The following is a 23,627-nucleotide window of genomic DNA, read 5'->3' as shown; positions in this document are numbered from 1 at the left end:
GTTCCCCCAACACACACGAGGAGTGACCTATGCGGTCACGTCAGACCATCGCCGCGGTGGCGCTCGGAGGCCTGGCCATCGGCTACGCCGTCGTCGCCGCACCCGAACCGGCCGAGGCCCACGGGGCCTTCACCTATCCCGCCTCACGCACCTACGCCTGCTTCCAGGACGCCACCGGCGGCAGTTCCGGGGGCGCCCTCCAGCCCGTCAACGCCGCCTGTGCCGACGCCCTCGCCGAGGGCGGCGACTACGCCTTCTGGAACTGGTTCGGCAACCTGATCAGCAACTCCGCCGGCCAGCACGAGGAGTTCGTGGCTGACGGGGAGCTGTGCGGTCCGACCGAGCAGTTCGCCGCCTTCAACGCGGCCCGCACCGACTGGCCGTCCACCCAGTTGGAGCCGAACACCACGGTGGAGTTCCACCACAACGCGTGGGCGCCCCACCCGGGGACCTTCTTCACCTACGTCACGGTGGACGGCTGGAACCCGAACTCGCCTCTGACCTGGGACGACCTGGAACTGGTCGACGAGGTCGTCGACCCCCCGCTGCGCAGCGGGGGAGAGGCGGGTGCCGAGTACTACTGGGACGTGGACCTCCCCGACCGCGAGGGGCGCCACCTCGTCTACTCGGTCTGGGAGCGCTCCGACAGTCCCGAGGCCTTCTACAACTGCTCCGACGTCGTCTTCGGCGACGACCCGGGGACCGACCCGGGGCCGGGTCCGGACCCTGCGGACCCCGAGCCCACGGACCCCGAGCCCACGGACCCGCCCGTCACCGAGCCCACGGACCCGCCCGCGCAGGACTACTGCACGGCGGATTACAGGGTCACCAACGCGTGGAGCGACGGCTTCCAGGCGGAGGTCGAGGTCACCGCAGGGGAGGACGGCGTGACCGGGTGGATGGTGGACTGGGTGTTCGCCAACCGCCAGGAGATCACCAACGTCTGGAACGCCTCGCTCGTCAACCACGGCGCGCACTTCGAGGCCTCCAACGTGGCACACAACGGCACGCTCGCCGCCGGTGACTCCACCTCCTTCGGGTTCACCGCGACCTTCGAGGGAGCCAACATCCTGCCCGGCGTGGAGTGTCAGCGGCCCTGACCGGTGACACGTCGGACCGGTCCCGGGGCGTCGTGCTCCGGGACCGGCCCCCTGGTCCCTAACGGTGTTAGGTAACCTGGGCCGATGGACTCCGCGCGTATCTACCAGAACTGCCAGGACCGCCTCCTCGACCTGGCCGCCGACCTCGATCAGGACCAGCTCGCCACCGTCGTCCCCGCCTGCCCGGACTGGACCGTCCAGCAGGTGTACGCCCACCTCGCCGGACTCGGCGCGGACGTGGTGCGGGGCGACGTCACGCCACCGGTCAGTGACGAGGTCACGGCGCGCCAGGTCGCCGACCGGGCCCACCTGAACATCGGCTCCGTCGCCGACCAGTGGCGCGAGGAGGCCCCCGCCGTGCTGGAGCTGCTGAGGACCAGCAGGCGCAGGCGCTACAGCCTGCTCGCCCTGGACCTGTGGCACCACGAGAACGATCTGCGGGGCGCCCTCGGACTGGCCGCCCAGACCGAGGACGCCGACCAGCTCGCGGACTTCCCGCTCGGCGGACTGGCGAAGGCCTGGCCCACCGAGGGTCCCGCCCTGCGGGTGGTCGCCACTGACACCGGTCAGAAGTGGGACCTCGGCGAGGGCGGCGTCCTCACCCTGAGCGGCACCGCCTACGAGCTGGCCCGGGCGGTCACCGGGCGCCGCAGCGTCCGTCAGATCACGGCCATGGACTGGGCCGGCGGCGACCCGGCCGGGGTGGCTCCGTTCCTGCCCACCCTGCCCGCCCCCGAGGCCGACCTGACCGTCTGACCGGTTCTCCGAGGAGACCCGGTGCGGGCGGAGGCGTGGGCGTTCCCTCGCCGGTCGGGCGCTCGGTGACGGTCTGGTCAGCGGTTCAGGGGGTGTAGGGGATGCGGTCGATGGCGCGCACCTCACCCAGGGTGGACCACTCGTTGCGCCCGAGCCGGGCCATCGGGCGCAGCAGGGTGACCTCCGGGAGGCCGTCCACCAGGACGGACTCGTCCACGGCCACGGTCCGGACCCGGCCGAACACCACCGTGGAGTCACCCAGGCGCAGGGTCGAGTGCAGGGCGCACTCCAACGCCACGGGCGACGCCGCGACCCGGGGCGGCCGCACCGTGGTGCTCGCCTCCCGCTCGATCCCCAGCTCGTCGAACTCGCTCAGGTGCGGCGGGTAGTCCGTCGCGGACGCGTTGATCTGCTCCTGGAGCGGTTCGGTGGCCAGGTTGACCACGAACTCCCCGGTGGCCTCGGCGTTGCGCAGGGAGTCCTTGCGGCCCACCGAGGTGAACTGCACGATCGGCGGTTCCGTGCAGGAGATCGTGAAGAAGGAGTGCGGCGCGAGGTTGTCCACGCCGGACTCGGAGGTGGTGGAGACCCACGCGATCGGGCGCGGCAGGACCACGGACGACATCAGCTTGTAGAAGTCCCGGCCGGGCAGGGCGACGGGGGTGTATTCGGTACGCATCACCAACGAGTATCCCGTGTGCGGGTGGTGGACGCGGGCATACCCACCGGATGGAACTGGTCACTGCCGACGACGTCCGCGCCGCCGCCACCCGGGTTCAGGGACACGTGGTTCGTACACCCCTCACCGCGGGGCCCCACGGGACGGACCTCCTCCTCAAACCGGAGAGCCTGCAACCCACCGGCGCCTTCAAACTGCGCGGCGCCACCAACGCCGTCGCCCAGCTCACCCCGGTCCAGCGCGAACACGGAGTGGTCACGCACTCCTCGGGCAACCACGGCCTCGCGCTGGCCCTCGCCGCCGCCCGGCAGCGGGTGCCCTGCACCGTGGTGGTGCCGGAGGGCGCCCCGGAGGTCAAGGTGGACCGGATACGCGGGTACGGAGCGCGTGTGGTGACCGTCCCGCCCGCTGAACGCCTGGCCGCCGCCATCGAGCTCCGGGATCGCGAACTCCTCGCGCTGGTCCCGCCCTTCGACGACCCCCGGGTGATCGCCGGGCAGGGCACCGTGGGTCTGGAGATCCTGGAACAGTCACCCGAGGTCACCACCATCGTGGTGCCGGTGGGTGGGGGAGGGCTGGCGTCCGGGGTGACCACGGCGGCCTGGACGGTGCACCCCCGCCGGGTGCGCGTCGTGGGCGTCGAACCCGAGTTGGCCGCCGACGCCGCCGAGAGCCTGCGCGAGGGACGTCTGGTCGCCTGGGAACCGGAGCGCACCCACCGGACCATGGCCGACGGGGTGCGCGTCGGCCTGTCCGAACGCACCTTCGCCCACCTGGCGGCCCGGTTGGACGAGATCGTCACCGTCTCCGAGGACGAGATCGCCGGAGCGGTGTCCGCGCTCGCCCACGGGGCCCGGCTGGTCGCCGAACCCAGCGGTGCCCTGGCCACGGCGGCGGTCCTGGCGGGAAAGGTGGAGACGGTGCCGGGGCGGCCGGAGGCCACGGTCGCGGTGGTCTCGGGCGGCAACGTCGACCCCGCCCTGTTCACTCGGTTGACCGCCGTGGGTTGAGCCCGGGCTCAGTCGTCCAGACGCACGGTGACGGTGACTCGGCCCCGCTGGTCCGTACTGGCCACCGCGTGCCCGGACCGCACCCCTTCGGGCAGCTCCAGGGACAGGGGGCCGCCCTCACCGGTGAAGTTGCGCCACCACTTCTTGCGTTCGGGGATGGCGACCGGGACGGTCACCGTCGATCCGCTGAGCCGATAGGCGACCGGGGTGGAGAACTCCCGCCCGGACCGCCGTCCCGTGTAGGTGACCACCGTCAGGTGTCGGCGCAGCGGCCGCCCCCAGCGGGGTGAGGAACGCAGTGCCAGTACACACTGGTTGAAGGGCCGGACCACACGGTGCGGGATCGGACCTGCGTAACGCACGGGGACTCCAAGCTGGGGCTGTCGGGGGGCGGACGCGACCGTCGACGAGCGTCGGACGCGTGATCACCCTAGCCACGCCGGAGCGGGGTGGGGCCCAAGTGAGAGGCTGACGCGGAAAAGCCTCTCACCTGGTCCCTCACACGCAGTCCTCAGGCGGCGCGCCAGCGGTAGCGCGAGTCCTCCGCCGTGGTCGTGCACTGCATGAGCGTGCCGTTGTTGGTGCGGCCGTACTGCCAGTGCTGCGAGCAGAAGGCGCCGGGATGCACGCCCTGGACCGGGGCCGGTTCCGGTGCGGGCTCCGGATCGGGCGCTGGTGCGGGCGCGGGTTCGGGCGCCGGTTCGGGCGCCGGTGCGGGTTCCGGAGCAGGCTCGGGCTCAGGTTCGGGTTCGGGTTCCGGGGTGGGGCTGGGGTCGCCGATCTCCCCGGGGCAGTCGAGGTCGGCGGAGACCACGAAGAGCTCCACCTCGAGGGTGTCGGAGAACGGTGCGGTGGCGCCCTCCCCCTCGGGCTCCTGTCCGCAGACGGTGTGCCCGCCGGCGTCCGCCGCGTCCGGGGCGTCCACGTCCCCGAAGGCGCTCTCGACCACCATGGTCAGGCCCGCGCCCTCAATCCACTCCTGGGCCTCGCCGACCCTTTCGTCGGCGAAGTCGGGGAGCCTCGGCCACTCCTCGGTGGTGTCGTCATCGGGGCAGTCCGCTCCCGCGGGCACCACGGTCAGCACCGCGGTGTCCTCGGTGAGTTCCTGGTCGCACACGACCATCGCCGAGCGCGTCCACGGCGCGTCCTCGGAGAGCGCTCCCAGAACCAGGTCGTCGAGGTCCAGACCGGCCTCGTCCAGCTCTTCCTCGGCGTCCGGCAGGTCGAGCCCCACCAGTTCGAGGACGGTCTCCTCCGCGGGGGAAGCGGACGCGGGTTCCTCGGCCGTCGGAGGCAGGATCAGCGCGAGGACGACCAGCGCGACGAAGCCGAGGAAGGCCAGGGTCGCGCAGCCGCCGCACCCCAGGCCGATCCTGGCCAACGGGGAGAGTCTCCTCCGCCCCGGGACAGCCCCGGGCGCGGATGGGGGATGGGTCATACGGGCTCCGTCTCAGGATCCGTGAGGGCGGAGCGGGCGCCGATCACCGTGCCGCACCATGCGGCGAAAGCCACCCTAACGGGGCACAGAGAGTAGGGGCGGATCATCGAGAGCGGCGGAGAGCGCTCACAGAGCGTTCACCAGGTACGTCCGTTCCGGAGCGCCGCGCAGGCGAAGACGCCCACGGCGATCGCCGAGCGGGACGGCTCGGCGTCGCGTCAGTCCTCGGTGGCGCGCCGGTCCGGAGCGGCCGCGCGGTCCTCGCGGCGGCGCATGGCCATGTCGGACAGGACGGCCAGGCCGAAGGCGATCACCAGTGTCGCGATGACCGCCAGCGTGGTCAGGGCGGTGCCGAACGAGGTGGCGTCGATCATGGGGAGCTCCGGGGGTTCGAGGTCGCCGACGCCTCCAACCGTAATAGGTGTTAACTTTCAGACCCAGTGTAAGCTTGAGTGAACTGCGTCATATCCCGTCGCGGGCTCCGCCGCCCGGACCGTCCGGTGTGGCGCGGACGGGGCCGGGGCAGGCTCCCGACCATGTCGGACGCCGAACCCACCCCGGACGGCCGCTACGTCGTCGTCCGGGGACGAAAGTGGCGGGCCAGCGACCCGGAGCTCCCCGCGCCGGTGCGCCAGCGCCTGGTCGATCACCTGATGGCGGCGCGCCGGGACGTGGCCTCGGCCCTGCGGGCGCGTGACGCGGAGGCGGAGCGGGAGGCTCGGGCGAACGTGCGGCGCGCCAAGGAGGGCCTGGGGGAGAGGGGCACCCCCTGGTGGGAACTGACCGTCGACGAGAGACGTCGCCGCTGGGAACGGGCACTGAGCGACCTCGACCCCGGCTGACCGCGCCCTCAGCTGACCCGCGCCCCCAGGGGGACCCCGGTGCCCTCCCGAGTGGCGGGAGGGTACCCGGGCCGTTCTCTCAACCCCGGGGAGTGGGCGGGGTCGTACCCGGGCAGGTGTCGGTGACCGCCTCACGGGTCTCGAAGAACTCCACCGCCGTCTCGGCGCAGGGCAGGTCGGACAGTGTGCCGTGGCCGTCGTCCTCCACGCTCAGGACCCGACCGCCGACGACCTCACTCATGTCCAGGGCCCAGCGGTGGGGCGTGACCATCTCGCGGGTGTGGCCCACCAGCTGGAGCGGGCTCTCACCCCGGCTCAGCTCCGGCGCCAGACCCGCTGAGGGCCAGCCCACGCACAGGTGCTCGTAGAAGCCCAGAGTGCCCATGGCGGGCAGACGCTCGGCCCGTTCAGTCCGGTTCTGCCACACCTGGTCGAAGTCACGCGGGCTCTCGGAGTCGTTGCACAGCAGCGCCATCTGGGCGAAGAAGGTGCCACCGTCGGTCTCGGTGTCCCAACCGAACCCCTCGGAGTGGGGCTGCCCCAGCTCGGGGACGCCCCCGTCCAGCAGGGTCACCAGGGCAGCCGCGTTGTCGGGCCACTCGCGCTCGGGCGTGGACAGTAGCGCCGTCACGGCGTCGCCGTCCACCACGGTCCCGTCGGGTGCGGTGCGCGGCTCCTCCGCCAGTTCGTCACGAAGATCCAGCACCCGCGTCCGCACCGGCCCGCCCTCCGTGCCCAGACCGTAGACGTCGTCGTGTTCGGCCACCCAGTCGGTGAACCGGTGGAAGACCTCCTCGCCCGCCTCCGCCTGGCCCTCCTCCAGTCGGGACACGCTGGTGTCCGGGGACACCACCGAGTCCAGGAGCATGGCCTCCACCCGGTCGTCGAACAGGGAACGGTAGGTCACGCCGAGCAGGGACCCCCACGAGACCCCGTAGTAGCCGATGGTCTCCGCGCCCAGTGCCTGGCGGACCAGTTCCATGTCACGGGCCACGTTCTCCACGGTCAGGGAGTCGACCAGCTCCGGGTCGTTGGCGTGACACTCCGCGTTGATCCGGGCGTGCTCCTCGGCGAGGGCGCGCGCCCGTTGCTCCGCACTCAGGTCGGGCGAGGGATCGGGCGCGACGTAGTCGTCGTCGCACTCCAGGGCCGCGCTGTGGCCGATACCGCGCGGATCGAACCCGATGAGGTCGTGCCGCAGCCCCAGGTCCCGCGCCTCACTGTCGAGGATGCGTCCGGGCATGGTCACGCCCTGGTGTCCCGGCCCTCCGGGGTTGAAGAGCACCGGGTAGGTGTTGTCCTCGGCGGCGGGGATCCGGGTCACGGCGATCTCGATGGTGCGCCCGTCGGGGTCGTCGTGGTCGAGGGGCACGGCCACGGTCCCGCACAGGGTGCGTTCGTCGTCCTCGTCCCAGCCGGCGGCCACCTCCGAACAGAGCCGCCAGTCCGGTTCCGGGGCGGGCACCGCACCGGCCGGGACGGCTCCGGTCGTGAGCATCAGTCCCGACAGGGCGGTCAGGGCCGTACCGCGTGCAAGGGGCATGGGGGTCTCCACTCGGGGTCGGGGACGCGTCTGAGAATGAGCTGACCGGAGCACGTGGCGCCCCGGTGTCTCGGAGTCGCCGCAATGCTACGTACGGCCTCCCCCTCCGGGCATGCCCCTGGCGGATGATCCGCCGGGTCTCCCAAGTACCGGGTGGAGACCGTCGCGCCGTGTCCTTGGTCGGTTCGGGTCACCGACTTTCGTGGGGGGTCGAGCGAGCATGGGGGCTGGTCGGACCGACACGCGGCCCGGACGCGGTGACGGGCGCCTACACTCAGCCCTCATGCGCACCCGGATCCCTCTTCCCAGCCGCTGCCTCGCCCGATGGCGCGATCTGGACCCCCTCAGCCGACGCGAGTGGCGCGGGACCGCCGCCGACTGGCTCTACGCTCTGGGCACTCTGCTCTTCACCGTCCAGTTCCAGATCCAGGCCCTGGACGGCTGGGGCCTGGCCGGAGCCTGGACGGATACTCTCCTCGAGACCCAGTCCGAGCTGTACGGCCCTGAGCTTCCGGGGCTGCTGTACGTCGCCGCGCCCGCGCTGTGCGCGTCGGCGGCCATGCTGGTCCGGCGCACCCGCCCCCTGTGGTTGCTGGTGCTGGCCTTCCTGCTGCTCCTGGGTTTCGGCAACATCGTCCCCGCCCTCGTGGCCGTCTACTCCTACGCGGCCTTCGCCCGGAGCCCGCTCGCCCCGGTCGCCTGGTCGCTGTGCTTCGCCGCGGTGGTGGTCGTCGTCTACCAGGATGAGGCCCAGTTCGTGTTCATGGGCGTGATGGCCGTGCTGCTGATCCTGGCCCTGGGACTGTACGTGGGCACCCGCCGCCAGCTCGTGGACGGGCTCACCGAGCGGGCCGAACGGCTCGACCGGGAACGGCACCTGCTCGCCGAACGCGCGGTGAGCGCCGAACGCAACCGCATCGCCAGGGAGATGCACGACGTGGTCGCCCACCGGGTCAGCCTGATCGTCCTGCACGCCGGAGGGCTGGAGGTCTCCACCAGCGATCCGAGGGCCCTGGAGACCGCGGGGCTCATCCGTGGGACGGGACGCCAGGCACTCGGAGAGCTGCGCGACATCCTCGGCGTGCTCCGCCAACAGCCCTCGGGCCCCGCGCCCGGCCAGCCGCAACCCACCCTGGAACGCGTGCGGGAACTGCTCGACGAGTGGCGTGAGGCGGGGATGACCGTCGAACTCCGGGACGGGCTCCCCGGGGCGGGCGACCTCCCGCTCACCGTCCAGCGCGCCGCCTTCCAGGTGGTGAAGGAGGGGGTGACCAACGCCGCCAAGCACGCGGCGGGAGCCGACGTGACCGTGTCGGTCCGGGTGGACGGGGAGACCCTGACGGTGGAGGTCGCCAACGCGGAACCGCCGAGCGACCTGGTGCCGCCGCCCGAGAGCGGATACGGGCTGTCCGGGCTCCGGGAGCGGGTGGACGCCCTGGGTGGCCGACTCACCTCGGAGGAGACCCCCGACGGCGGGTGGCGACTGACCGCCGAACTCCCCGCGGTGGCGGACGCTCGGTCGGCTCCCGCCTGACGGAACGAACGGGGGCGCGACCGGCGCGGGAACGACGAGGGGCCCGGGGGCGTCGCGCACCCCGGGCCCTCGTCGTAGGTACCTACAGGATCGACCCGGGCGCGTAGGCGGCGGCCTCCGGGCGGGCGGCGGTGATCTCCTCGATCCGCGCCACCACGGTCGCCACCTGGTCGGCGGCCGCACCCGTGAAGGTGATCCGGTCGGCCAGCAGCGCGTCCAGGGCGGCGCGGTCCAACGGGAAGCGCTCGTCGGCGGCCAACCGGTCCAGCAGCTGGTTGCCCACGCCCTCCTGGCGCATGGCCAGCGCGGAGCCCACCGCGTGCTCCTTGATGAGCTCGTGGGCTGTCTCACGGCCCACCCCGGCGCGCACCGCCGCCATCAGCATCTTGGTGGTGGCCAGGAACGGCAGGTAGCGGTCCAGCTCGGCGGAGACCACAGCGGGGAAGGCAGCGAACTCGTCCAGGACCGTCAGCATGGTCTCGACCAGCCCGTCGAAGGCGAAGAACGCGTCCGGCAGCGCCACCCTGCGCACCACCGAGCACGACACATCGCCCTCGTTCCACTGGTCGCCCGCCAGCTCACCGGTCATCGACGCGTACCCGCGCAGGATCACGGTGAGGCCGTTGACCCGCTCGCACGAGCGCGTGTTCATCTTGTGCGGCATGGCGGAGGAACCGACCTGGCCCTCGGCGAAGCCCTCGGTGACCAGCTCGTGCCCGGCCATCAGACGGATCGTCTTCGCCAGGGAGGACGGGCCCGCGGCGAGCTGCACCAGCGAGGTCAGGACCTCGAAGTCCAGCGAACGCGGGTACACCTGGCCCACGCTGGTGAACCGGTGCTCGAAGCCCAGGTGGGCGGCGACCTCGTCCTCCAGCGTGTCCAGCGCCGCACGGTCACCGCCGAGCAGGTCCAGCATGTCCTGGGCGGTGCCCACCGGGCCCTTGATCCCGCGCAGCGGGTACCGGGCGATCAGCTCGTCCAGACGCCCCAGGGCCACCAGCACCTCGTCGGCGATCGACGCGAACCGCTTGCCCAGCGTGGTGGCCTGCGCGGCCACGTTGTGGGAACGGCCCGCCATGACGGTCTCGCCGTACTCGGCGGACAGCCTGCCGAGCCGGGCCAGCAGCGCCACCACGCGGTCGCGCACCAGCAGGAGGCTGTCGCGGACCTGGAGCTGCTCGACGTTCTCGGTGAGGTCGCGCGAGGTCATGCCCTTGTGGACGTGCTCGTGACCGGCGAGGGCGTTGAACTCCTCGATCCGGGCCTTCACGTCGTGCCGGGTGACCCGCTCGCGCTCGGCGATGGAGGCCAGGTCGACCTGTTCGAGGACCTTCTCGTAGTCCTCCACCACACCGGCCGGAACGTCCACGCCCAGACGCGCCTGGGCGCGCAGAACGGCCAGCCACAGCCGCCTCTCGGCGACCACCTTGTACTCAGGGGACCACAGCCGGGTCAGCTCCGCGGACGCGTAGCGGGCAGCCAGGACATCGGGGATCACAGGTTTCGCGCTCACGTCGTCCCACCCTATCGCCCCGCGGCGGGGCGGTCGCGCGTCGGTCCAGCTCCAGTTCACCGGTAGTGCCGTCCCTACCCCCGACCGGTGGGCCCGGCGGATGTCCCCGCCCCCGCGCCGCGCCCTAGCGTTGAGGCATGATCACCCCGAACGTCCGCCGCAGAGGGCCGGGCACGCTGCTCCAGTCGCTCGCCAGCCCCCGGTACCTGCTCTCGGCCTGGCCGTGGCGGTCCCTTGCCTACCAGCTGACCACCCTGGCCGTCGGGGGCACGCTGGTCGTCGTGGCGTCGCCCGTGTACGCGCCCTGGGCGGTGTTCGTGGCGCGCCTGGGAAACGGTTACGACGCGGGCTCGTTGACGTCGTGGTTCCTGTTCGGGCTCCTCATGGTGCTCTGCTTCGCCCCACTGGTGGCCATTCCCCTGGGCGCCCTGGAACGCCGACGCCTGTACCTGGTGATGCCGGAGGAGAACCGCAGCGGACACCGGCCCCCGCCACCCGGCCTGTGGGGCTGGGTGCGCACCCGCTACTCCGAAGCCGCGACGTGGCGGGAAGTCGCCTACGCGGCGGTCATGTTCCCGATCCTCGGCCTGTCCCTGCTGGTGACCGTCTCGCTGACGGTGGCCACGGCGATCCTGGCGGCGGGACCCATCCTGCTGCGCGACGAGAACGAGGGCCCGATCGCCCTGGGCTGGACCACCCTCACCACCCCGGCCGAGGCGCTGCCCTACGCCCTGGCCGCCCCGCTCACGGCGGCCCTGCTCTTCTACGCCTGCGGGCTCATCTCCTACGGCCACGGGGTCATCGCCCGCGCCCTCCTGGTCGGACCGCCCAAGGAGGAACTGCGAGCCGAGCTCGACCAGGTCACCGAGTCCCGCGCCCGGCTCGTGAACGCCTTCGAGTACGAGCGCCGCCGGATCGAACGCGACCTGCACGACGGCGCCCAACAGCGACTCGTGGCCCTCAGCATGGACCTGGGTATGGCGCGCGTGGACCTGGACGAGGGCTCACCGGCCGACCTCCGCGTGGCCGCGGCCCAGGCCAAGGCGGACGACCTCATCACCGAGATCCGTGAACTGGTGCGCGGCATCCACCCGCGCGTGCTCACCGACCGCGGACTGCGCGACGCCCTCCAGGAGCTGGCCGACCACTGCCCGGCACCCGTCACCGTGGAGACCGCTATCCCGCACCGCCTGCCCGCGCACGTGGAGGGGACCGCCTACTTCGTGGTTGCCGAGGCGCTCACCAACGTCTACAAGCACGCCCGGGCCGACGCCGTGACCGTGCGCGCCCACCTGGCACCCGGACACCCCGGGGCCGCGACACCGGGAGCCCCGGGCGGGCCGCAGGACGACGGAACCGCCGTCCTCACCGTGGAGGTCACCGACGACGGGGTCGGCGGTGCCGACGCCGACCGCGGCAGCGGACTGACCGGACTCCGTGACCGGGTCGCGGTGATGGGCGGGACAATGAGACTCACGAGCCCCGAAGGCGGGCCGACCCGAATCCGAGTGGAGCTGCCGTGCGGACCGATCCCCGCGAACCCGACGCCGTGACCCCCGTTCCGACCGTGCTCGCGGAGGACGGAGTGCTGCTGCGTGAGGGCCTGGTTGGGGTACTGGAGCGCTTCGGCTTCCCGGTCGTCGCCGCGGTCGAGGACGGTGACGCCCTCGTCGAGGCGGTGACCGAGCACCGCCCGGGCCTGGTGGTCACCGACATCCGGATGCCCCCCGACTTCACCGACGAGGGGCTGCGCGCCGCCGTGCGCCTGCGCCGTGAGGACCCCGGGCTGGCGGTGGTGGCGCTCAGCCAGTACGTGGAGCTCAGCTACGCCACCGACCTGCTCGACTCGGGCGACGGCAAGGGCGTGGGCTACCTGCTCAAACAGCGGGTGGGTGACGTCCGCGAGTTCGCCTCGGTCCTGCGCAGGGTCGTGGAGGGCGCCACCTTCGTTGACCCCGAGGTCGTCCGGCAGCTGCTGCGCCGCAGCTCCGACCCCCTCGAACGACTGACCGCCCGCGAACGGCAGGTGCTGGAGCTGATGGCCGAGGGTCACTCGAACGGGGCCATCGCCCGCAAGCTGGTGGTCAGCGACGCGGCGGTGGGCAAGCACGTGGGCAACATCCTGGCCAAACTCGACCTGCCGCCCGACGACGACACCCACCGCCGTGTCCAGGCGGTCCTGGCGTTCCTCCGCGCCCAGGCCGACTGACCCGGGCGCCCGACACTCAGCCGTTCATGGACCGGTCCACGACCACCGCGGGCTCGTCACCGATGACCCAGGCGTCGTGCCCGGGCGGAACGAACGCCACCTGGCCCGCGCGCAGTTCGCGCTCGGCGCCGTCGGAGGTGCGGAACCCCATGGTTCCCCGCATGAGCGTGAGCGAGTGGGTGGCCATGCACAGGTCCGTGCCCGCGTCGGGCCCCATGTGCTCGCTCCAACGCCACCCCGGCTCGAGGGTGAGGCGGTTCAGTATCTGGCCGCCCAGGCGCACGGACTCCACGTGCCCGTGGTCGAACTCCATGCGGTCGTCGGAGGTGTCGAAGTCGCCGATCCGCACGGCGCCCGGGGACTCCTCGTCCCAGGCCTGCACCATGGACTGGTGGACGATCCGGCCGTCCTCCAGGTCCAGCATGGAGATGCTCCTGACGGTGAGGCCGTCCGGGTAGGTGCACCGCTCCGTGTAGGCGGCGTGGTCGCCGTCCGTCACGCACTCCAGGACCTCGTGGTCCAGGTCCATCGAGTAGACCTGCCGGATCTGGTCCTCGATCGACGCGCGTCCGTGGAGGACGGTGGGTGCGCTGGGCGGGGTGCGGCGGTCGACGGTCTCCATGTCCGCGTCCTCCGCGAACTGGCCTACGAGGGTGTCGGTGTCACCGTCCTCGACGGCGCGCCGGAACACGTCGATGTCGAATTCCGTGCCGCTGGTGTTGACAGACATGGTGCGGACCCCTTTCCGCTGAGAACTTCAGTAAGGCACGTTGGACTCACTGGTGCCTCTCCCTCCACTCTCCTCGCCCCCCAGCTCCCGGTTCGACCAATCCCGGGTCAGGCCTGGGTTTGCCCGGGCCGGGGGAGGGGGATCGACCGGTGGCGCGCAGGGGTGCGCACCCGTACCCCCGGAGGAGGCAGGATGAGGCCCACGGTCGCCGCTCCCGAGAGCGTCACCTGGAGGGTGCACCTGGACCGTTCCATGTGGGTGGCGGGCGTGCGCGCCCTCATGCTCCAGGCACTCCACCCGATCGCCATGCAGGGGGTCTGGCAGCGCTCCGACTTCCGCTCCGACCCGACCGGGCGCCTGCTGCGGACCGCCCACTTCGTGGCGGTCACCACCTACGGCAGCCTGACCGAGGCCGACGCACTGGGGCGGCACGTCCGCCGCGTCCACCGCGCGCTGAGCTTCACCGACCCCGCCAGCGGCCGACTCCACCGGGTCGACCGGCACGACCTCCTCGTGTGGGTGCACTGCGCCGAGGTCACCTCGTACCTGGAGACCTGCCACCGTGCCGGAGTGGAGCTGAGCGCCGCCGACCGCGACCGCTACCTCGACGAGCAGGCGCACACCGCCACGCTCGTCGGCCTCTCACCCGGCGACGTCCCCCGTGACGTCGCCGCCATGCGCCGCTACCTGGCCGCCGTCCGGCCCAGCCTGCGCGTGACTCCCGAAGCCCGCCAGGCCGTGCGCTTCCTGCTCTGGCCCAGGATCCCCGACCGGCTCGCCTGGCTCACACCGCTCAAACCGCTCTGGTTCCCGGTCGGCGCGCTGTCCTACGCCACGCTGCCCTCGTGGGCGCGCAGGGCCTACGGGACGCTCCCGGAGGTGCCCGGGGCGGGAGCGGCGGCCACCGCGAGCCTGCGGGCGCTGCGCTCGGGGCTCAACCGGGTGCCCGAGCGCTACTACGACCTGCTCTTCGACGAAGCCACCGTGCGCAGTGCGGACGAGGCCAGGCGACGGCTCCTCGCGGCCGGATACCGCGTGGAGGACGGGTTGCGGCTCGCGCGTCCCCGCTCCGTGCCCTCGTCCCCGCACGCCTCGGCCCTTCGCGAACGGAGCCGGACCTCGACCGTGCCCGACCCCGCGGACTAACGTGGAACGCGGAGGCGGCCTCACCAACGGGACACCGGAGGTGACATGGTCAAACGCAGGAAGGTCCGGTACGCGCTCGTCATGGGGACGTGCCTGGTGCTGTTCGTCGGCGCCACCCCCGCCTACTACCTGCTCGGCACGGGATGGGCGGTGGCGATGTGCCTGGTGGCCATGGTGCTGCCACCGATCGCGATGACCCTGGGCAGCATCTCCGACCCGGACGACCCGCGCGACCACGACAACAGGTACGGGCCCAACGCCGAGTAGTCCGACGCCGAGAGCGCCCGGCCCCGCGCCGGACCCGTACCCGGGGTGTCAGCGCTCCAGGACGCGCCGCAGGGCGCCCAGGACCAGCTCGGCGCGGTCCAGGCGGGCGTTGTGACCCATGAGGCCGATCCGCCACACCGTCGCGGCGTACGGACCCACACCGGCACCGATCTCCAGGCCGTAGTCGCGCAGCAGTCGCTCGCGCACCTTGCCCGAGTCCACGCCCTCGGGCACCCGCACCGAGGTCAGCTGGGACAACCGGTGGCCCTCGGCGGCGAACAGCTCCAGCCCCATCTCCTGGAGGCCCTCGCGCAGGCGCGCACCGGCAGCCTCGTGGCGGGCAGCGACGGAGTCCACGCCCTCCTCCTCGATCCGGGTCAGCGCCGCGTCCAGGGAGGCGACCATCGCGGTCGGGGCGGTGTGGTGGTAGGCGCGCCCACCCGGGCCGCCGCGCACGTACGCGCCGAGCAGGCCGAGGTCCACGTACCATACGGGCGGGGCCTGCACCCTGCGCTCCCAGGCGCGCTCGGAGAAGGTGAAGGGCGCCAGGCCCGGCGCCACGCCCAGGCACTTCTGGGTGCCTGAGTAGGCGATGTCCACCCGCCACGCGTCGAGGTCCATCGGCATTCCGCCGAGCGAGGTGACGCAGTCGGCCAGCAGCAGGGTGTCGTCGGACCGTTCGCGCAGGGCCCGGCCCAGCGCGCCGATGTCGCTGACCACACCGGTGGAGGTCTCCGCGTGCACGGCCGCCACCAGCTTCGGCGCGGGGTGGGCGTCCAGGACGCGCTGGACGTCCACGGGCTGGCCCCACTCGTGGTCCACCCGGACCACCTCGGCGCCGTAACGCCCGGCGACCTCGCACATCCGCTCGCCGAACAGCCCGTTGACCGCCACCACCACGACGTCACCGGAGTGCACGGTGTTGGCGAAGGCGGTCTCCATGCCGAGGGATCCGGTACCGGAGAGCGGGAGTGTGAGCGGGTTCTCGGTGCCCCAGAGGGAACGCAGCCGCTCGCAGGTGCGTTCCAGCAGGGTGATGAACTCGGGGTCCAGGTGCCCGAGGAGCGGAGCGGTCAGGCCCAGAGTCGCCTCCGGGTAGGGGTTGCTCGGACCGGGGCCCAGTAGGGTGCGTTCGCTGACTGACATGGTCGAACACTAGCCGGGACGCGCCCACCGGGCCCAAACGGGGTGATCCGGGGCCGTGCTCCGGCTCTCGCGCCACCACCCGCGGCTCCCCCGCCTCGAACCGGTCCCGAAGCGGCCCAACCAGGAAGGAGACGGGCGTCTCCCGCCCCAGCCGGAGGCTGGTGCCCGCACGCCCAACCACCCATGACCGACACCAACACCGAGGCGGCCACACGAGCCGACACCGACGGCGTGCGCATGCTCCGGGTGGCCCACGACGACCCCCGGGTGGACGGGCTGCTCGCCGGACTCCTGGAGGAGTACACCGAACGCTACGGCGCCGAGGGCGCGGCCGACGAACTCAGCCGCTACCCGGTCACCGAGTTCGTCGCCCCGCACGGCTGCCTGGTCCTGGCCGAGATCGACGGGGAGGTCGTGGCCGGGGGAGCGCTGCGCCCGTACCACCGGGACCGCGCGAGCCGGGCCGACACCGTCGAGTTCAAGCGCGTGTGGACCAGCGCCCGGCACCGGAGGCGCGGCCTGGGGCGGCGGATCATGAGCGCGCTGGAGGGCGCGGCGCGTGACCTCGGCTACAGCCGGGTCATCCTCTTCACCGGGCCCTCCCAGCCCGAGGCGGTCGCCCTGTACGAGCGCATCGGCTACCGCTGGGTGGACCCGGCCACCGTCGAGGACCTGCCCTACCCGAAGGCCATCCCCTTCACCCACGACCTGGCCACCGAACGGACCTGACCGGCCGCGCACGGACACACCGGCGCTGGTCCGGACGTTATGGGCAGCGCTATGTCCGGCGCGCGGACAGGGGTATGAAGGCCCCCGTACGATGAGGACAGGCGACCGCCGCCAGCGGTCCGCGCTTCCCCGCACCCTTTCGACGAACTCTGGAGAGTCACAACGTGAGCGAGCAGCAGCGCCCCGAGGCCGAGGTCGACGCCCCCGTGTTCAGGCCGCGCAAGAACGGCCAGGCGCAGTCGGTCTCCGACGAGCTCGCGGCGTGGATGACCACCGGCTGGGCCGACACCGAACTGCGGGACCTCGAACCGATCGAGCAGGCCGAGCACACCGCCCGCCGCCGGGCCGCGCTCAGCGCGGCCTTCCCCGGCGACCGGCTGGTCATCCCCTCCGGTCAGCTCCTGACCCGCTCCAACGACACCGAGTACCCCTTCCGCGCCGCCACCAACTACGCCTACCTGACCGGTGACACCACCGACGGCAACTGCCTGGTGCTCACCCCGAAGGCCGACGGCGGCCACGACGTCGTCCTCTACCTCAAGCCGCGCTCCAACCGCGACAACGGCGAGTTCTGGCTCGGCGGCTACGGCGAGCTGTGGACCGGGCGCCGCAACAGTCTCGGCGAGGCCTCCGACCTGCTCGGCGTGCCCACCGCCGACGTGCGCACCCTGCCCGCGGCCCTGCGCGGCGACGCCTCCGCCACCACCCGCGTGGTGCGCGGCCACGACGCCGAGATCGACGCCCTCGTGGACGAGCTGCGCGCTGACGCCGACGACGATGCCCGCGCCAAGTCGGCCCAGCTCGACGAGGACCTCGGCGTCGTCCTGGCCGACCACCGCCTGGTCAAGGACGAGTGGGAGGTGGCCCAGCTCCAGCTGGCCGTCGACGCCACCGCGCGCGGCTTCAGCGACGTCGCCAGGGCGCTCCCGCAGGCCAGGGACACCTCGGAGCGCTACGTCGAGGGCACCTTCTTCCTGCGGGCCCGGGTGGAGGGCAACGACGTCGGATACGGCACCATCGCCGCCTCCGGCGCCAACGCCACCACCCTGCACTGGACCCGCAACGACGGCCCGGTCCGCGAGGGCGACCTGCTGCTCCTGGACGCCGGTGTGGAGACCACCACCCTCTACACCGCCGACGTCACCCGCACCATGCCGGTCTCGGGGACCTTCACCGACCTCCAGCGCAAGGTCTACGACCTGGTCTACGAGGCGCAGGAGGCCGGGATCGCCGCCGTGGCCCCGGGCCAGCCCTTCACCGCCTTCCACGAGGCCTCCCAGCGCGCGCTGGCCGAGGGCCTGGTGGAGTGGGGCCTGCTGGAGGGGCCGGTCGACCTCGTGCTGGAGCTGGGCCTCCAGCGCCGGTACACGCTGCACGGCACCGGCCACATGCTCGGCATGGACGTCCATGACTGCGCCGTGTCCCGTCAGGAGACCCACCTGTACGGCGAGCTGAAGCCGGGCATGGTGCTCACCGTGGAGCCGGGCCTGTACTTCCAGCCCGACGACCTCACCGTCCCCGAGGAGCTGCGCGGCATCGGTGTGCGTATCGAGGACGACGTCCTGGTCACCGAAGAGGGCCGCACCGTGATGTCGGCCGGCCTGCCGAGGTCCTCCGTGGACGTCGAGGCCTGGCTGGCCGAGCGCCTGCCGCGCTGACCGCGGCGTCCCCGAGGCCCGAACCGGCGCACGGGCCGTCTTCCCCGGAGGAAGGCGGCCCGTCGTCGTGTCCGGCCCGGGATTCGGTCACCGGTGGGCCGGTGCAACGGCAGTGGTCGGAGGATTTCGGCTGTCCGTAGCCTCGGCCCGATCGTGGGTGGGAATGTGGCATGCCCGCCCTGTCCGGATATTCACCGGGGCGGGTGTGGAACCATCAGTCTGATCCACCGACGGCCTTCCCGATCAGGGGGCGGTCCGATCTGGCACCCGCTACGGTTTTTGTGGCGAGCGGATACGTAAGACAGAACTGGGGGAGGTTCACGCGTGCGCGCGGAACGGCTGTGGCGCAGGGTGCTGAGGTTTCCCCGCCTGTTCCTGGCGGAGCGGACGGTCCTCGTTCACGGCGACGTCGACCCCAACCCCGACCCCAGGAAGTCGCGGTACGAGGCCCGGGCCTTCGACACCCGCTCCCTGCGCCCCCTGGGCACCGCCTTCGAGGCGCAGGGACCGGTCAACCTGGCGCGGGCGCCCGACGGGCAGCAGTGGCCGGGCACGGTCCTGGTCCAGGCCTCCCGGCGCTCGGTGACGGTGCGCGACCCGAGCACCGGCACGCCGCTGCTGGAGACCGACCTCGCCGAGCCCGGTGAGCTGTGGCCCGACGACGTGGCCCTACGCGTCCTGGACAAGGAGGCGGTGGTCCTCCTCTTCGGTGAGGACGGTGACGGCGGTACCCGGTGGTGGGCGGTGGACCCGTTCACGGGTGAGACCGTGCCCGACCTCGCCGACTCCCGGCCCGGCCACGAGGCCAGGGGGGAGCGGATGTCCTTCGCCGGGGACTTCCTGGTCGCTCCCGGCCAGGACCCCGGGTTCGACCCGGTCATCCTCGCCGACTACGAACACCCCCGTGAGCGCGTGTACCGGCTGGAGGACGGCGAGTACCTCGGCGAGGTGGAGAGCCACGCCGACTCCGAAACCGTGGCGGCACGGGTCGGCGGCCGGTCCCTGCTGGCGGTGGCCGGGCGGATCCACTCGCTGCCCGATCTCGAACTGGTCGCCGAGCTCGGCGGGCCGCGCACGCTGGTGTCCCTGGTCGAGTGGGAGGGCGAGGCGGTCGCCGTCTACCAGGAGGAGGACGCCCGCCCCGGCGGTCTGGGCTCCTGGTACCTGGACCGGCTGCGCGTCCGGTACCTGGACCGCCCGGGGCAGCCGGTCGTGGAGATCCCCGAGACCTGGCCGGGCGACCTGGAGGACCTGGTCGCCGCACCGGACCGGGTGGTGGTCTTGGCCACCACCGAGGGTGTGTACGCCCTGAACGTGAAGCCCTAGGGTCCGGCCGGGGCGGGCCAGGGCGCCGCGGCCGCCCGCCACCGGACCGCCCCCCGTCCCTGCGCCTCGTCTGCCCGGGGGCCGGGCCGCAGTGGGACCACGGCGGGGCCGGTCCCTGTCCGGTCGCGTGCCCCTCCCGTCTCGGGGACAGCACGCCGGGCGGTCTCGGCCCCTAGCCGGGCAGCAGGGCGCGGGCCTCGGCGACGAAGTCCAACTGCTCCATCCACCCCACGTTGTCCGCGCCCGCGACGACGCGGTCCGCCCCGGCCTCCGCGTACGCCGCGTACAGCTCGGCGAGTTCCCCCGGGGTCCGCGCCGTCATCGGCGCGCGGGTCGCCTCCTCCTCGGGGACCCCGTGCTCTTCCACGAGCTGCCGGACGAGGGTGTCGTGGGCCAGGCGGGCCGACGGCCCCTCACCGAGGATGAGGTGACCGCCCACGGTCACCGGGGGACGGGGGAGCCCCCGAGCCTCGGCGCGCGTGCGCAGACGTGTCACGGCCGCTCCCAGGGCGGCGGGGGAGAGCTGGGAGGGGAACCACCCCGCGCCCAGCCGCAGGACCCGGTCCAAGGCCCGCTCCCCGCCGCCCACGAGGAGCGGCGGCATCGGCGCGGGCGGGGCCAACCGCAGTGACGTCTCGGCCGACGGGAAACGGACTTCCTCCCCAGCCACAAGGGGCGGGAGGAGGTCCAGGACGGCGTCGGTGGCCCGGCCGCGCCCCTTCGCGGGGACGCCCAGCGCCTGCCACAGGGGGGAGTCGGGGAACCCGCCGACCCCCACACCCAGGAGGATCCGGTGGTCGGACAGGTGTTGGAGGGTGGCGATCTGCGCGGCCAGCCAGGGAGCCGGCCTCGGCGGAACGGACAGGACCCCGAACCCCAACCGGACCGTTCGGGTGACGGAGGCCGCCGCCGCCAGGGTCAGGGCCGGTTCCAGGGCGGGCGTCCCGTCACCCAGGACCAGGTCGGCCACCCACAGCGACTCCAGACCGCGCTCCTCGACCGCCCGGGCGGCTTCGGAGACCCCGGGGGTACGGGGATCGCTCAGTTCGTCCATGGCGGTGGGCAGCACCGCACCGATGTCGATCATGCTCATGCCCCCAGCCTGAGTCCTCAACACCGGTTGAGGTCAAGGGCCGCGTGTCGGAGCCGCGAGAGCCCCCGTTCAGGCGCCGACCCCGGCCAGGTACCCCCGTGAGGCCTCGTAAGCGCGGTCGATCCGCCTCTGTACGGTGTCCAGCCGCCGGAACGCCAACGGTTTGTCGTCGCCCGCCAACGCACCCCCGCTGGGCAGTACGTGCAGCCGGACGTCCTCCGGCAGCGTCGCGAGGTCCCGGGCGAAACGGTGGCGGCGCGCGATCTCGAAGGCCACCCGCGCCGTCTCCACCGGGTTGGTCGGCGGCGACAGCGGTTCCTCCACCCGACCCACCTGCAACACGTACACCGTGCGCGCACCCGCCCGCACGGCGGCCTCGATCGGGATGGAGTTGACGATCCCCCCGTCCATGAAGTGCTCGCCGTCGATCCGGGTGGGCGGCAGCAACCCGGGGACGGCGGAGGAGGCCAGTACGGCCTCGATCAGCGGCCCCTCCGAGAACCAGTGCTCGGCCGCGCGCTCGATGCTGGCCGCCACCACCCGCAGCGGTACCGCCAGGTCCTCGAAGACGGGATCGGGGCCGAGCATCTTCACCAGGAGGCGGCGCAGCGGTTCGGGTGAGATCAGGTGGGTGCGGGTCGTCACGATCCGGTGCAGTTGACGGCCCACCGCCTCCCCGAACACCGTGTCGGCCTCCTCCGAGGTCCAGGTGCGGGTCAGCCGCTCCACCGCCGCCGTCGAGGGGTCGGCGGCCAGCACCGCGCCGTTGATCGCGCCGATGGAGGTCCCCACCACCAGGTCCGGGGTGATCCCCTCCTCCAGCAGCGCACGGATCATGCCCACCTCGACGGCGCCGCGTACCCCGCCCCCGCCGAGCACGAACGCCACCGGACCGGGGTCGCGTCCACCGGTGGGGGTGTCCGGAGGGTCGGCTGCGAGGGGCGGGGTGGTGCCACGGGGGGTCTCAGGCGCGTCTGTCACCCGGACAGTGTAGGAAGGGAGGCGCTCCCGAACCGGCCTGGGCAGCCCCTCAGCCCTCGACGGTGCGCAGGACCTCGAAGTCGATCCCGGCCCGGGGCAGCCTCCGGATGAGCGCGTCGCCCATGGCCACGGCGGTGGTCACCTGGCCCGAGGTCTGCGGGAGGTCGTCCTGCCACAGGCACAGCGCCGACTCCGCGAGCATCCCCGAGGTCGCCCCGTATCCGGGCTCGCCACCCGAGACCAGCGTGTGTACCCGACGGCCGCCGCCCGACCCCGAGAAGTGCACGGTGAACCACCCGTTGGCCAGCTGCTCCTCGGAGGGGCCCGCGCCCGGCGGACGCAGCGACTTCAGGCGATCCCGCAACGGCGGTGCCTGGGCGGCCGCCATCACCCCGGCGGCCGCCCCGACCGCGCCCAGGGCGCTGCCGAGCCGCCGGAAGGCCGCGTAGTGGCCGTAGGTGAAGTCCGGCCCGTAGCGTTCGAGGGCCGCCGCCGACCTGACCACCACCCTGGGGTCCAGGGTGGGCAGGGGCACGGTCCACCCCCGCGCCAGCCGGGTACGCGGCCGACCGCGGTTGTCGATCCGCACCCGCCGATCCCGGGGCCCGTCCTCGACCCGACTCCGCTCCCGGGCCGCCGCCAGCATGCCCGCCGGGTCCGCGAAGGCGTCCACGGCCGAGTGCAGGGTGCCCCCGGAGACGTTCCCCCGGGCCCGGACGAACCCCTCCACGTGCAGCGGAACCCCCTCGGGCAGTCGCTCGACGGTGAACAGCACCCCCAGGTCGTGGGGGATCGAGTCGAAACCGCAGGCGTGCACGATCCGCGCGCCGGTGCGCTCCGCGGTGGCGTGGTGGCGGACGTACATGAGGTCCACGAAGGCGGGCTCGCCGCACAGGTCCACGTAGTCGGTGCCCTCGGCCGCGCAGGCGGCCACCAGGGGTTCGCCGCGCTCGGCGTAGGGTCCCACGGTGGAGATGACGACCCGGGCGGAGGCGGCGAGGGCACGGATCGAGGCGGGGTCCTCGACGTCGGCCAGCAGCAGCTCCGGCAGGGGCCGGTCCGGGTCGATCTCGGCCAGCTCCGCCCGCACCGCCTCCAACCGGTCGCGGTCCCGCCCCGCGAGGGCCCACCGCAGCCCGCGTGGGGCGTTGGTGGCCAGGTACTCGGCGGTCAGCGCCCCGGTGAAGCCGGTCGCGCCGAACAGGACGATGTCATGACCGCGTTCCACGGTGGTCCAACCTCTCAGATCTGCTCCATGAGCCGCACTCAGTCTCGCACGCCCGGTCCAACCGGTTTGGCGCGCCGGGACCACCGGGTAGGCAGCTCCGGAACGGCATCCGAACACGGGAGAGACAACCATGGCCGACCTGGTCGACCTGCACGGCACCGCGATGGCGGAGTTCGACCGCCGAGTGGCGGAGGTGGCTCTGACCGACTGGGCGCGACCCACCCCCTGCACGGACTGGGACGTGCACGACCTGGTCAACCACCTCACCTCGGAACAGCTGTGGGTGCCGTCCCTGCTCGACGGGGCGAGCATCGAGGAGGTCGGGGACCGTTTCGACGGCGACGTCCTCGGCGAGGAACCGGCCGCCACCTGGTCCGTGGCCTCTCGAGAGGCCCGAACCGCGTGGCTGGCCCCCTCCGCGTTGGACCGGACGGTGCACCTGTCCTTCGGCGACGTCCCGGGCCACGTGTACCTGTGGCAGATGACCTTCGACCTCGGGGTCCACGCCTGGGACCTGGCCAGGGCGGTCGGCGTCGACGAGCGGCTCGACCCCGCTCTGGTCGCGGAGCTCCTCGAATGGGCCGGTGAGAACCAGGCGGTGCTGTCCGGCAGCAGCCTGTTCGCCGAACAGGTCCCCGTGGGACCCGACGCCGACCCCCAGACCCGGCTCCTCGCCCTGACCGGGCGCGCGGCCTAGGC

Annotated in this window: 24 protein-coding genes; 13 read left to right on the top strand and 11 right to left on the bottom strand. The window is 72.7% G+C overall.

Annotation, left to right across the window (positions count from 1 at the left end; all coding sequences use genetic code 11):
- The first annotated feature begins 29 nt into the window (after positions 1 to 29).
- Both BDW27_RS06830 and BDW27_RS06825 read left to right on the top strand, forming a co-directional pair.
- A complete protein-coding gene (locus BDW27_RS06830) occupies positions 30 to 1,100 on the top strand; it encodes a lytic polysaccharide monooxygenase (protein WP_017543571.1) in 1,071 nt (356 codons plus the stop codon).
- A gap of 84 nt (positions 1,101 to 1,184) precedes the next feature.
- Positions 1,185 to 1,856, top strand: coding sequence for a maleylpyruvate isomerase family mycothiol-dependent enzyme (locus tag BDW27_RS06825; RefSeq protein WP_110048649.1), 672 nt, complete (start codon positions 1,185 to 1,187; stop codon positions 1,854 to 1,856).
- An 85-nt stretch (positions 1,857 to 1,941) separates the two neighbouring features.
- Here the strand turns inward: BDW27_RS06825 and BDW27_RS06820 are convergent, their stop codons facing one another.
- A complete protein-coding gene (locus BDW27_RS06820) occupies positions 1,942 to 2,535 on the bottom strand; it encodes a flavin reductase family protein (RefSeq protein ID WP_017543569.1) in 594 nt (197 codons plus the stop codon).
- Positions 2,536 to 2,585: 50 nt separating this feature from the next.
- Between BDW27_RS06820 and BDW27_RS06815 the strand changes: the two genes are divergently transcribed.
- The gene (locus BDW27_RS06815; protein ID WP_110048648.1) at positions 2,586 to 3,545 is read left to right on the top strand and encodes a threonine/serine dehydratase; all 960 of its coding nucleotides are present in this window, start codon (positions 2,586 to 2,588) and stop codon (positions 3,543 to 3,545) included.
- 8 nt (positions 3,546 to 3,553) lie between these two features.
- On the opposite strand, the gene BDW27_RS06810 is transcribed toward BDW27_RS06815, so the two are convergent.
- The 3 genes from BDW27_RS06810 to BDW27_RS27415 form a co-directional block, all read right to left on the bottom strand.
- Positions 3,554 to 3,907: a hypothetical protein gene (locus BDW27_RS06810; RefSeq protein WP_233515659.1), complete on the bottom strand. Its 354-nt coding sequence runs from the start codon at positions 3,905 to 3,907 to the stop codon at positions 3,554 to 3,556.
- A gap of 149 nt (positions 3,908 to 4,056) precedes the next feature.
- Positions 4,057 to 4,926 carry a serine/threonine kinase gene (locus BDW27_RS06805; protein ID WP_370446451.1) on the bottom strand — a complete coding sequence of 290 codons (870 nt, stop codon included), beginning with the start codon at positions 4,924 to 4,926 and terminating at the stop codon, positions 4,057 to 4,059.
- 275 nt (positions 4,927 to 5,201) lie between these two features.
- Positions 5,202 to 5,357 (bottom strand): hypothetical protein, encoded by a 156-nt coding sequence (locus BDW27_RS27415; protein ID WP_017543566.1) that lies wholly within the window; start codon positions 5,355 to 5,357, stop codon positions 5,202 to 5,204.
- 162 nt (positions 5,358 to 5,519) lie between these two features.
- On the opposite strand from BDW27_RS27415, the gene BDW27_RS06800 reads away from it, so the two are divergent.
- Positions 5,520 to 5,825 carry a hypothetical protein gene (locus BDW27_RS06800; RefSeq protein ID WP_110048647.1) on the top strand — a complete coding sequence of 102 codons (306 nt, stop codon included), beginning with the start codon at positions 5,520 to 5,522 and terminating at the stop codon, positions 5,823 to 5,825.
- A gap of 79 nt (positions 5,826 to 5,904) precedes the next feature.
- Here the strand turns inward: BDW27_RS06800 and BDW27_RS06795 are convergent, their stop codons facing one another.
- Positions 5,905 to 7,368, bottom strand: coding sequence for an alpha/beta fold hydrolase (locus BDW27_RS06795; RefSeq protein WP_110048646.1), 1,464 nt, complete (start codon positions 7,366 to 7,368; stop codon positions 5,905 to 5,907).
- A 283-nt stretch (positions 7,369 to 7,651) separates the two neighbouring features.
- On the opposite strand from BDW27_RS06795, the gene BDW27_RS06790 reads away from it, so the two are divergent.
- Positions 7,652 to 8,902 carry a sensor histidine kinase gene (locus tag BDW27_RS06790; protein WP_110048645.1) on the top strand — a complete coding sequence of 417 codons (1,251 nt, stop codon included), beginning with the start codon at positions 7,652 to 7,654 and terminating at the stop codon, positions 8,900 to 8,902.
- Between the two features lie 82 nt (positions 8,903 to 8,984).
- Here the strand turns inward: BDW27_RS06790 and purB are convergent, their stop codons facing one another.
- Positions 8,985 to 10,415 carry an adenylosuccinate lyase gene (gene purB / locus BDW27_RS06785; RefSeq protein ID WP_110048644.1) on the bottom strand — a complete coding sequence of 477 codons (1,431 nt, stop codon included), beginning with the start codon at positions 10,413 to 10,415 and terminating at the stop codon, positions 8,985 to 8,987.
- A gap of 137 nt (positions 10,416 to 10,552) precedes the next feature.
- On the opposite strand from purB, the gene BDW27_RS06780 reads away from it, so the two are divergent.
- Together BDW27_RS06780 and BDW27_RS06775 are read left to right on the top strand one after the other, a co-directional pair.
- A complete protein-coding gene (locus tag BDW27_RS06780) occupies positions 10,553 to 11,968 on the top strand; it encodes a sensor histidine kinase (protein ID WP_110048643.1) in 1,416 nt (471 codons plus the stop codon).
- Positions 11,935 to 12,624, top strand: coding sequence for a response regulator transcription factor (locus BDW27_RS06775; protein ID WP_017543560.1), 690 nt, complete (start codon positions 11,935 to 11,937; stop codon positions 12,622 to 12,624). The genes BDW27_RS06780 and BDW27_RS06775 overlap by 34 nt, the downstream gene beginning before the upstream one ends.
- Before the next feature lie 16 nt (positions 12,625 to 12,640).
- Here BDW27_RS06775 and BDW27_RS06770 read toward each other — a convergent pair whose 3' ends face one another.
- Positions 12,641 to 13,354: a nuclear transport factor 2 family protein gene (locus BDW27_RS06770; protein ID WP_017543559.1), complete on the bottom strand. Its 714-nt coding sequence runs from the start codon at positions 13,352 to 13,354 to the stop codon at positions 12,641 to 12,643.
- A 192-nt stretch (positions 13,355 to 13,546) separates the two neighbouring features.
- On the opposite strand from BDW27_RS06770, the gene BDW27_RS06765 reads away from it, so the two are divergent.
- The gene (locus BDW27_RS06765) at positions 13,547 to 14,500 is read left to right on the top strand and encodes an oxygenase MpaB family protein (protein WP_110048642.1); all 954 of its coding nucleotides are present in this window, start codon (positions 13,547 to 13,549) and stop codon (positions 14,498 to 14,500) included.
- Positions 14,501 to 14,545: 45 nt separating this feature from the next.
- A complete protein-coding gene (locus BDW27_RS06760) occupies positions 14,546 to 14,767 on the top strand; it encodes a DUF3099 domain-containing protein (protein ID WP_017543557.1) in 222 nt (73 codons plus the stop codon).
- A gap of 48 nt (positions 14,768 to 14,815) precedes the next feature.
- Here the strand turns inward: BDW27_RS06760 and BDW27_RS06755 are convergent, their stop codons facing one another.
- Entirely contained in the window at positions 14,816 to 15,913 is a 1,098-nt protein-coding gene (locus tag BDW27_RS06755) for an alanine--glyoxylate aminotransferase family protein (protein WP_110048641.1), read from the bottom strand.
- 183 nt (positions 15,914 to 16,096) lie between these two features.
- Between BDW27_RS06755 and BDW27_RS06750 the strand changes: the two genes are divergently transcribed.
- The 3 genes from BDW27_RS06750 to BDW27_RS06740 all read left to right on the top strand — a co-directional run bounded on the left by BDW27_RS06750 (position 16,097) and on the right by BDW27_RS06740 (position 19,626).
- The gene (locus tag BDW27_RS06750) at positions 16,097 to 16,642 is read left to right on the top strand and encodes a GNAT family N-acetyltransferase (RefSeq protein ID WP_110048640.1); all 546 of its coding nucleotides are present in this window, start codon (positions 16,097 to 16,099) and stop codon (positions 16,640 to 16,642) included.
- A gap of 164 nt (positions 16,643 to 16,806) precedes the next feature.
- A complete protein-coding gene (locus BDW27_RS06745; RefSeq protein ID WP_017543554.1) occupies positions 16,807 to 18,300 on the top strand; it encodes an aminopeptidase P family protein in 1,494 nt (497 codons plus the stop codon).
- Positions 18,301 to 18,624: 324 nt separating this feature from the next.
- Entirely contained in the window at positions 18,625 to 19,626 is a 1,002-nt protein-coding gene (locus tag BDW27_RS06740) for a hypothetical protein (protein WP_017543553.1), read from the top strand.
- 172 nt (positions 19,627 to 19,798) lie between these two features.
- Here the strand turns inward: BDW27_RS06740 and BDW27_RS06735 are convergent, their stop codons facing one another.
- From BDW27_RS06735 to BDW27_RS06725, 3 genes are all read right to left on the bottom strand, one after another.
- Positions 19,799 to 20,719, bottom strand: a complete 921-nt coding sequence (locus BDW27_RS06735) for an LLM class flavin-dependent oxidoreductase (RefSeq protein ID WP_110048639.1) — start codon at positions 20,717 to 20,719, stop codon at positions 19,799 to 19,801.
- A gap of 69 nt (positions 20,720 to 20,788) precedes the next feature.
- Positions 20,789 to 21,700: a patatin-like phospholipase family protein gene (locus tag BDW27_RS06730; protein WP_199560562.1), complete on the bottom strand. Its 912-nt coding sequence runs from the start codon at positions 21,698 to 21,700 to the stop codon at positions 20,789 to 20,791.
- A 49-nt stretch (positions 21,701 to 21,749) separates the two neighbouring features.
- A complete protein-coding gene (locus BDW27_RS06725) occupies positions 21,750 to 22,928 on the bottom strand; it encodes a trans-acting enoyl reductase family protein (protein ID WP_110048637.1) in 1,179 nt (392 codons plus the stop codon).
- A 130-nt stretch (positions 22,929 to 23,058) separates the two neighbouring features.
- On the opposite strand from BDW27_RS06725, the gene BDW27_RS06720 reads away from it, so the two are divergent.
- Positions 23,059 to 23,625, top strand: a complete 567-nt coding sequence (locus tag BDW27_RS06720) for a TIGR03086 family metal-binding protein (protein ID WP_110048636.1) — start codon at positions 23,059 to 23,061, stop codon at positions 23,623 to 23,625.
- Positions 23,626 to 23,627 lie beyond the last annotated feature (2 nt).

Source organism: Nocardiopsis sp. L17-MgMaSL7, from assembly GCF_003182025.1.
Taxonomy (GTDB): domain Bacteria; phylum Actinomycetota; class Actinomycetes; order Streptosporangiales; family Streptosporangiaceae; genus Nocardiopsis; species Nocardiopsis prasina.
The sequence above is the reverse complement of the archived record's forward strand: the minus strand, read 5'-3'. Positions and strand labels throughout refer to the sequence as shown.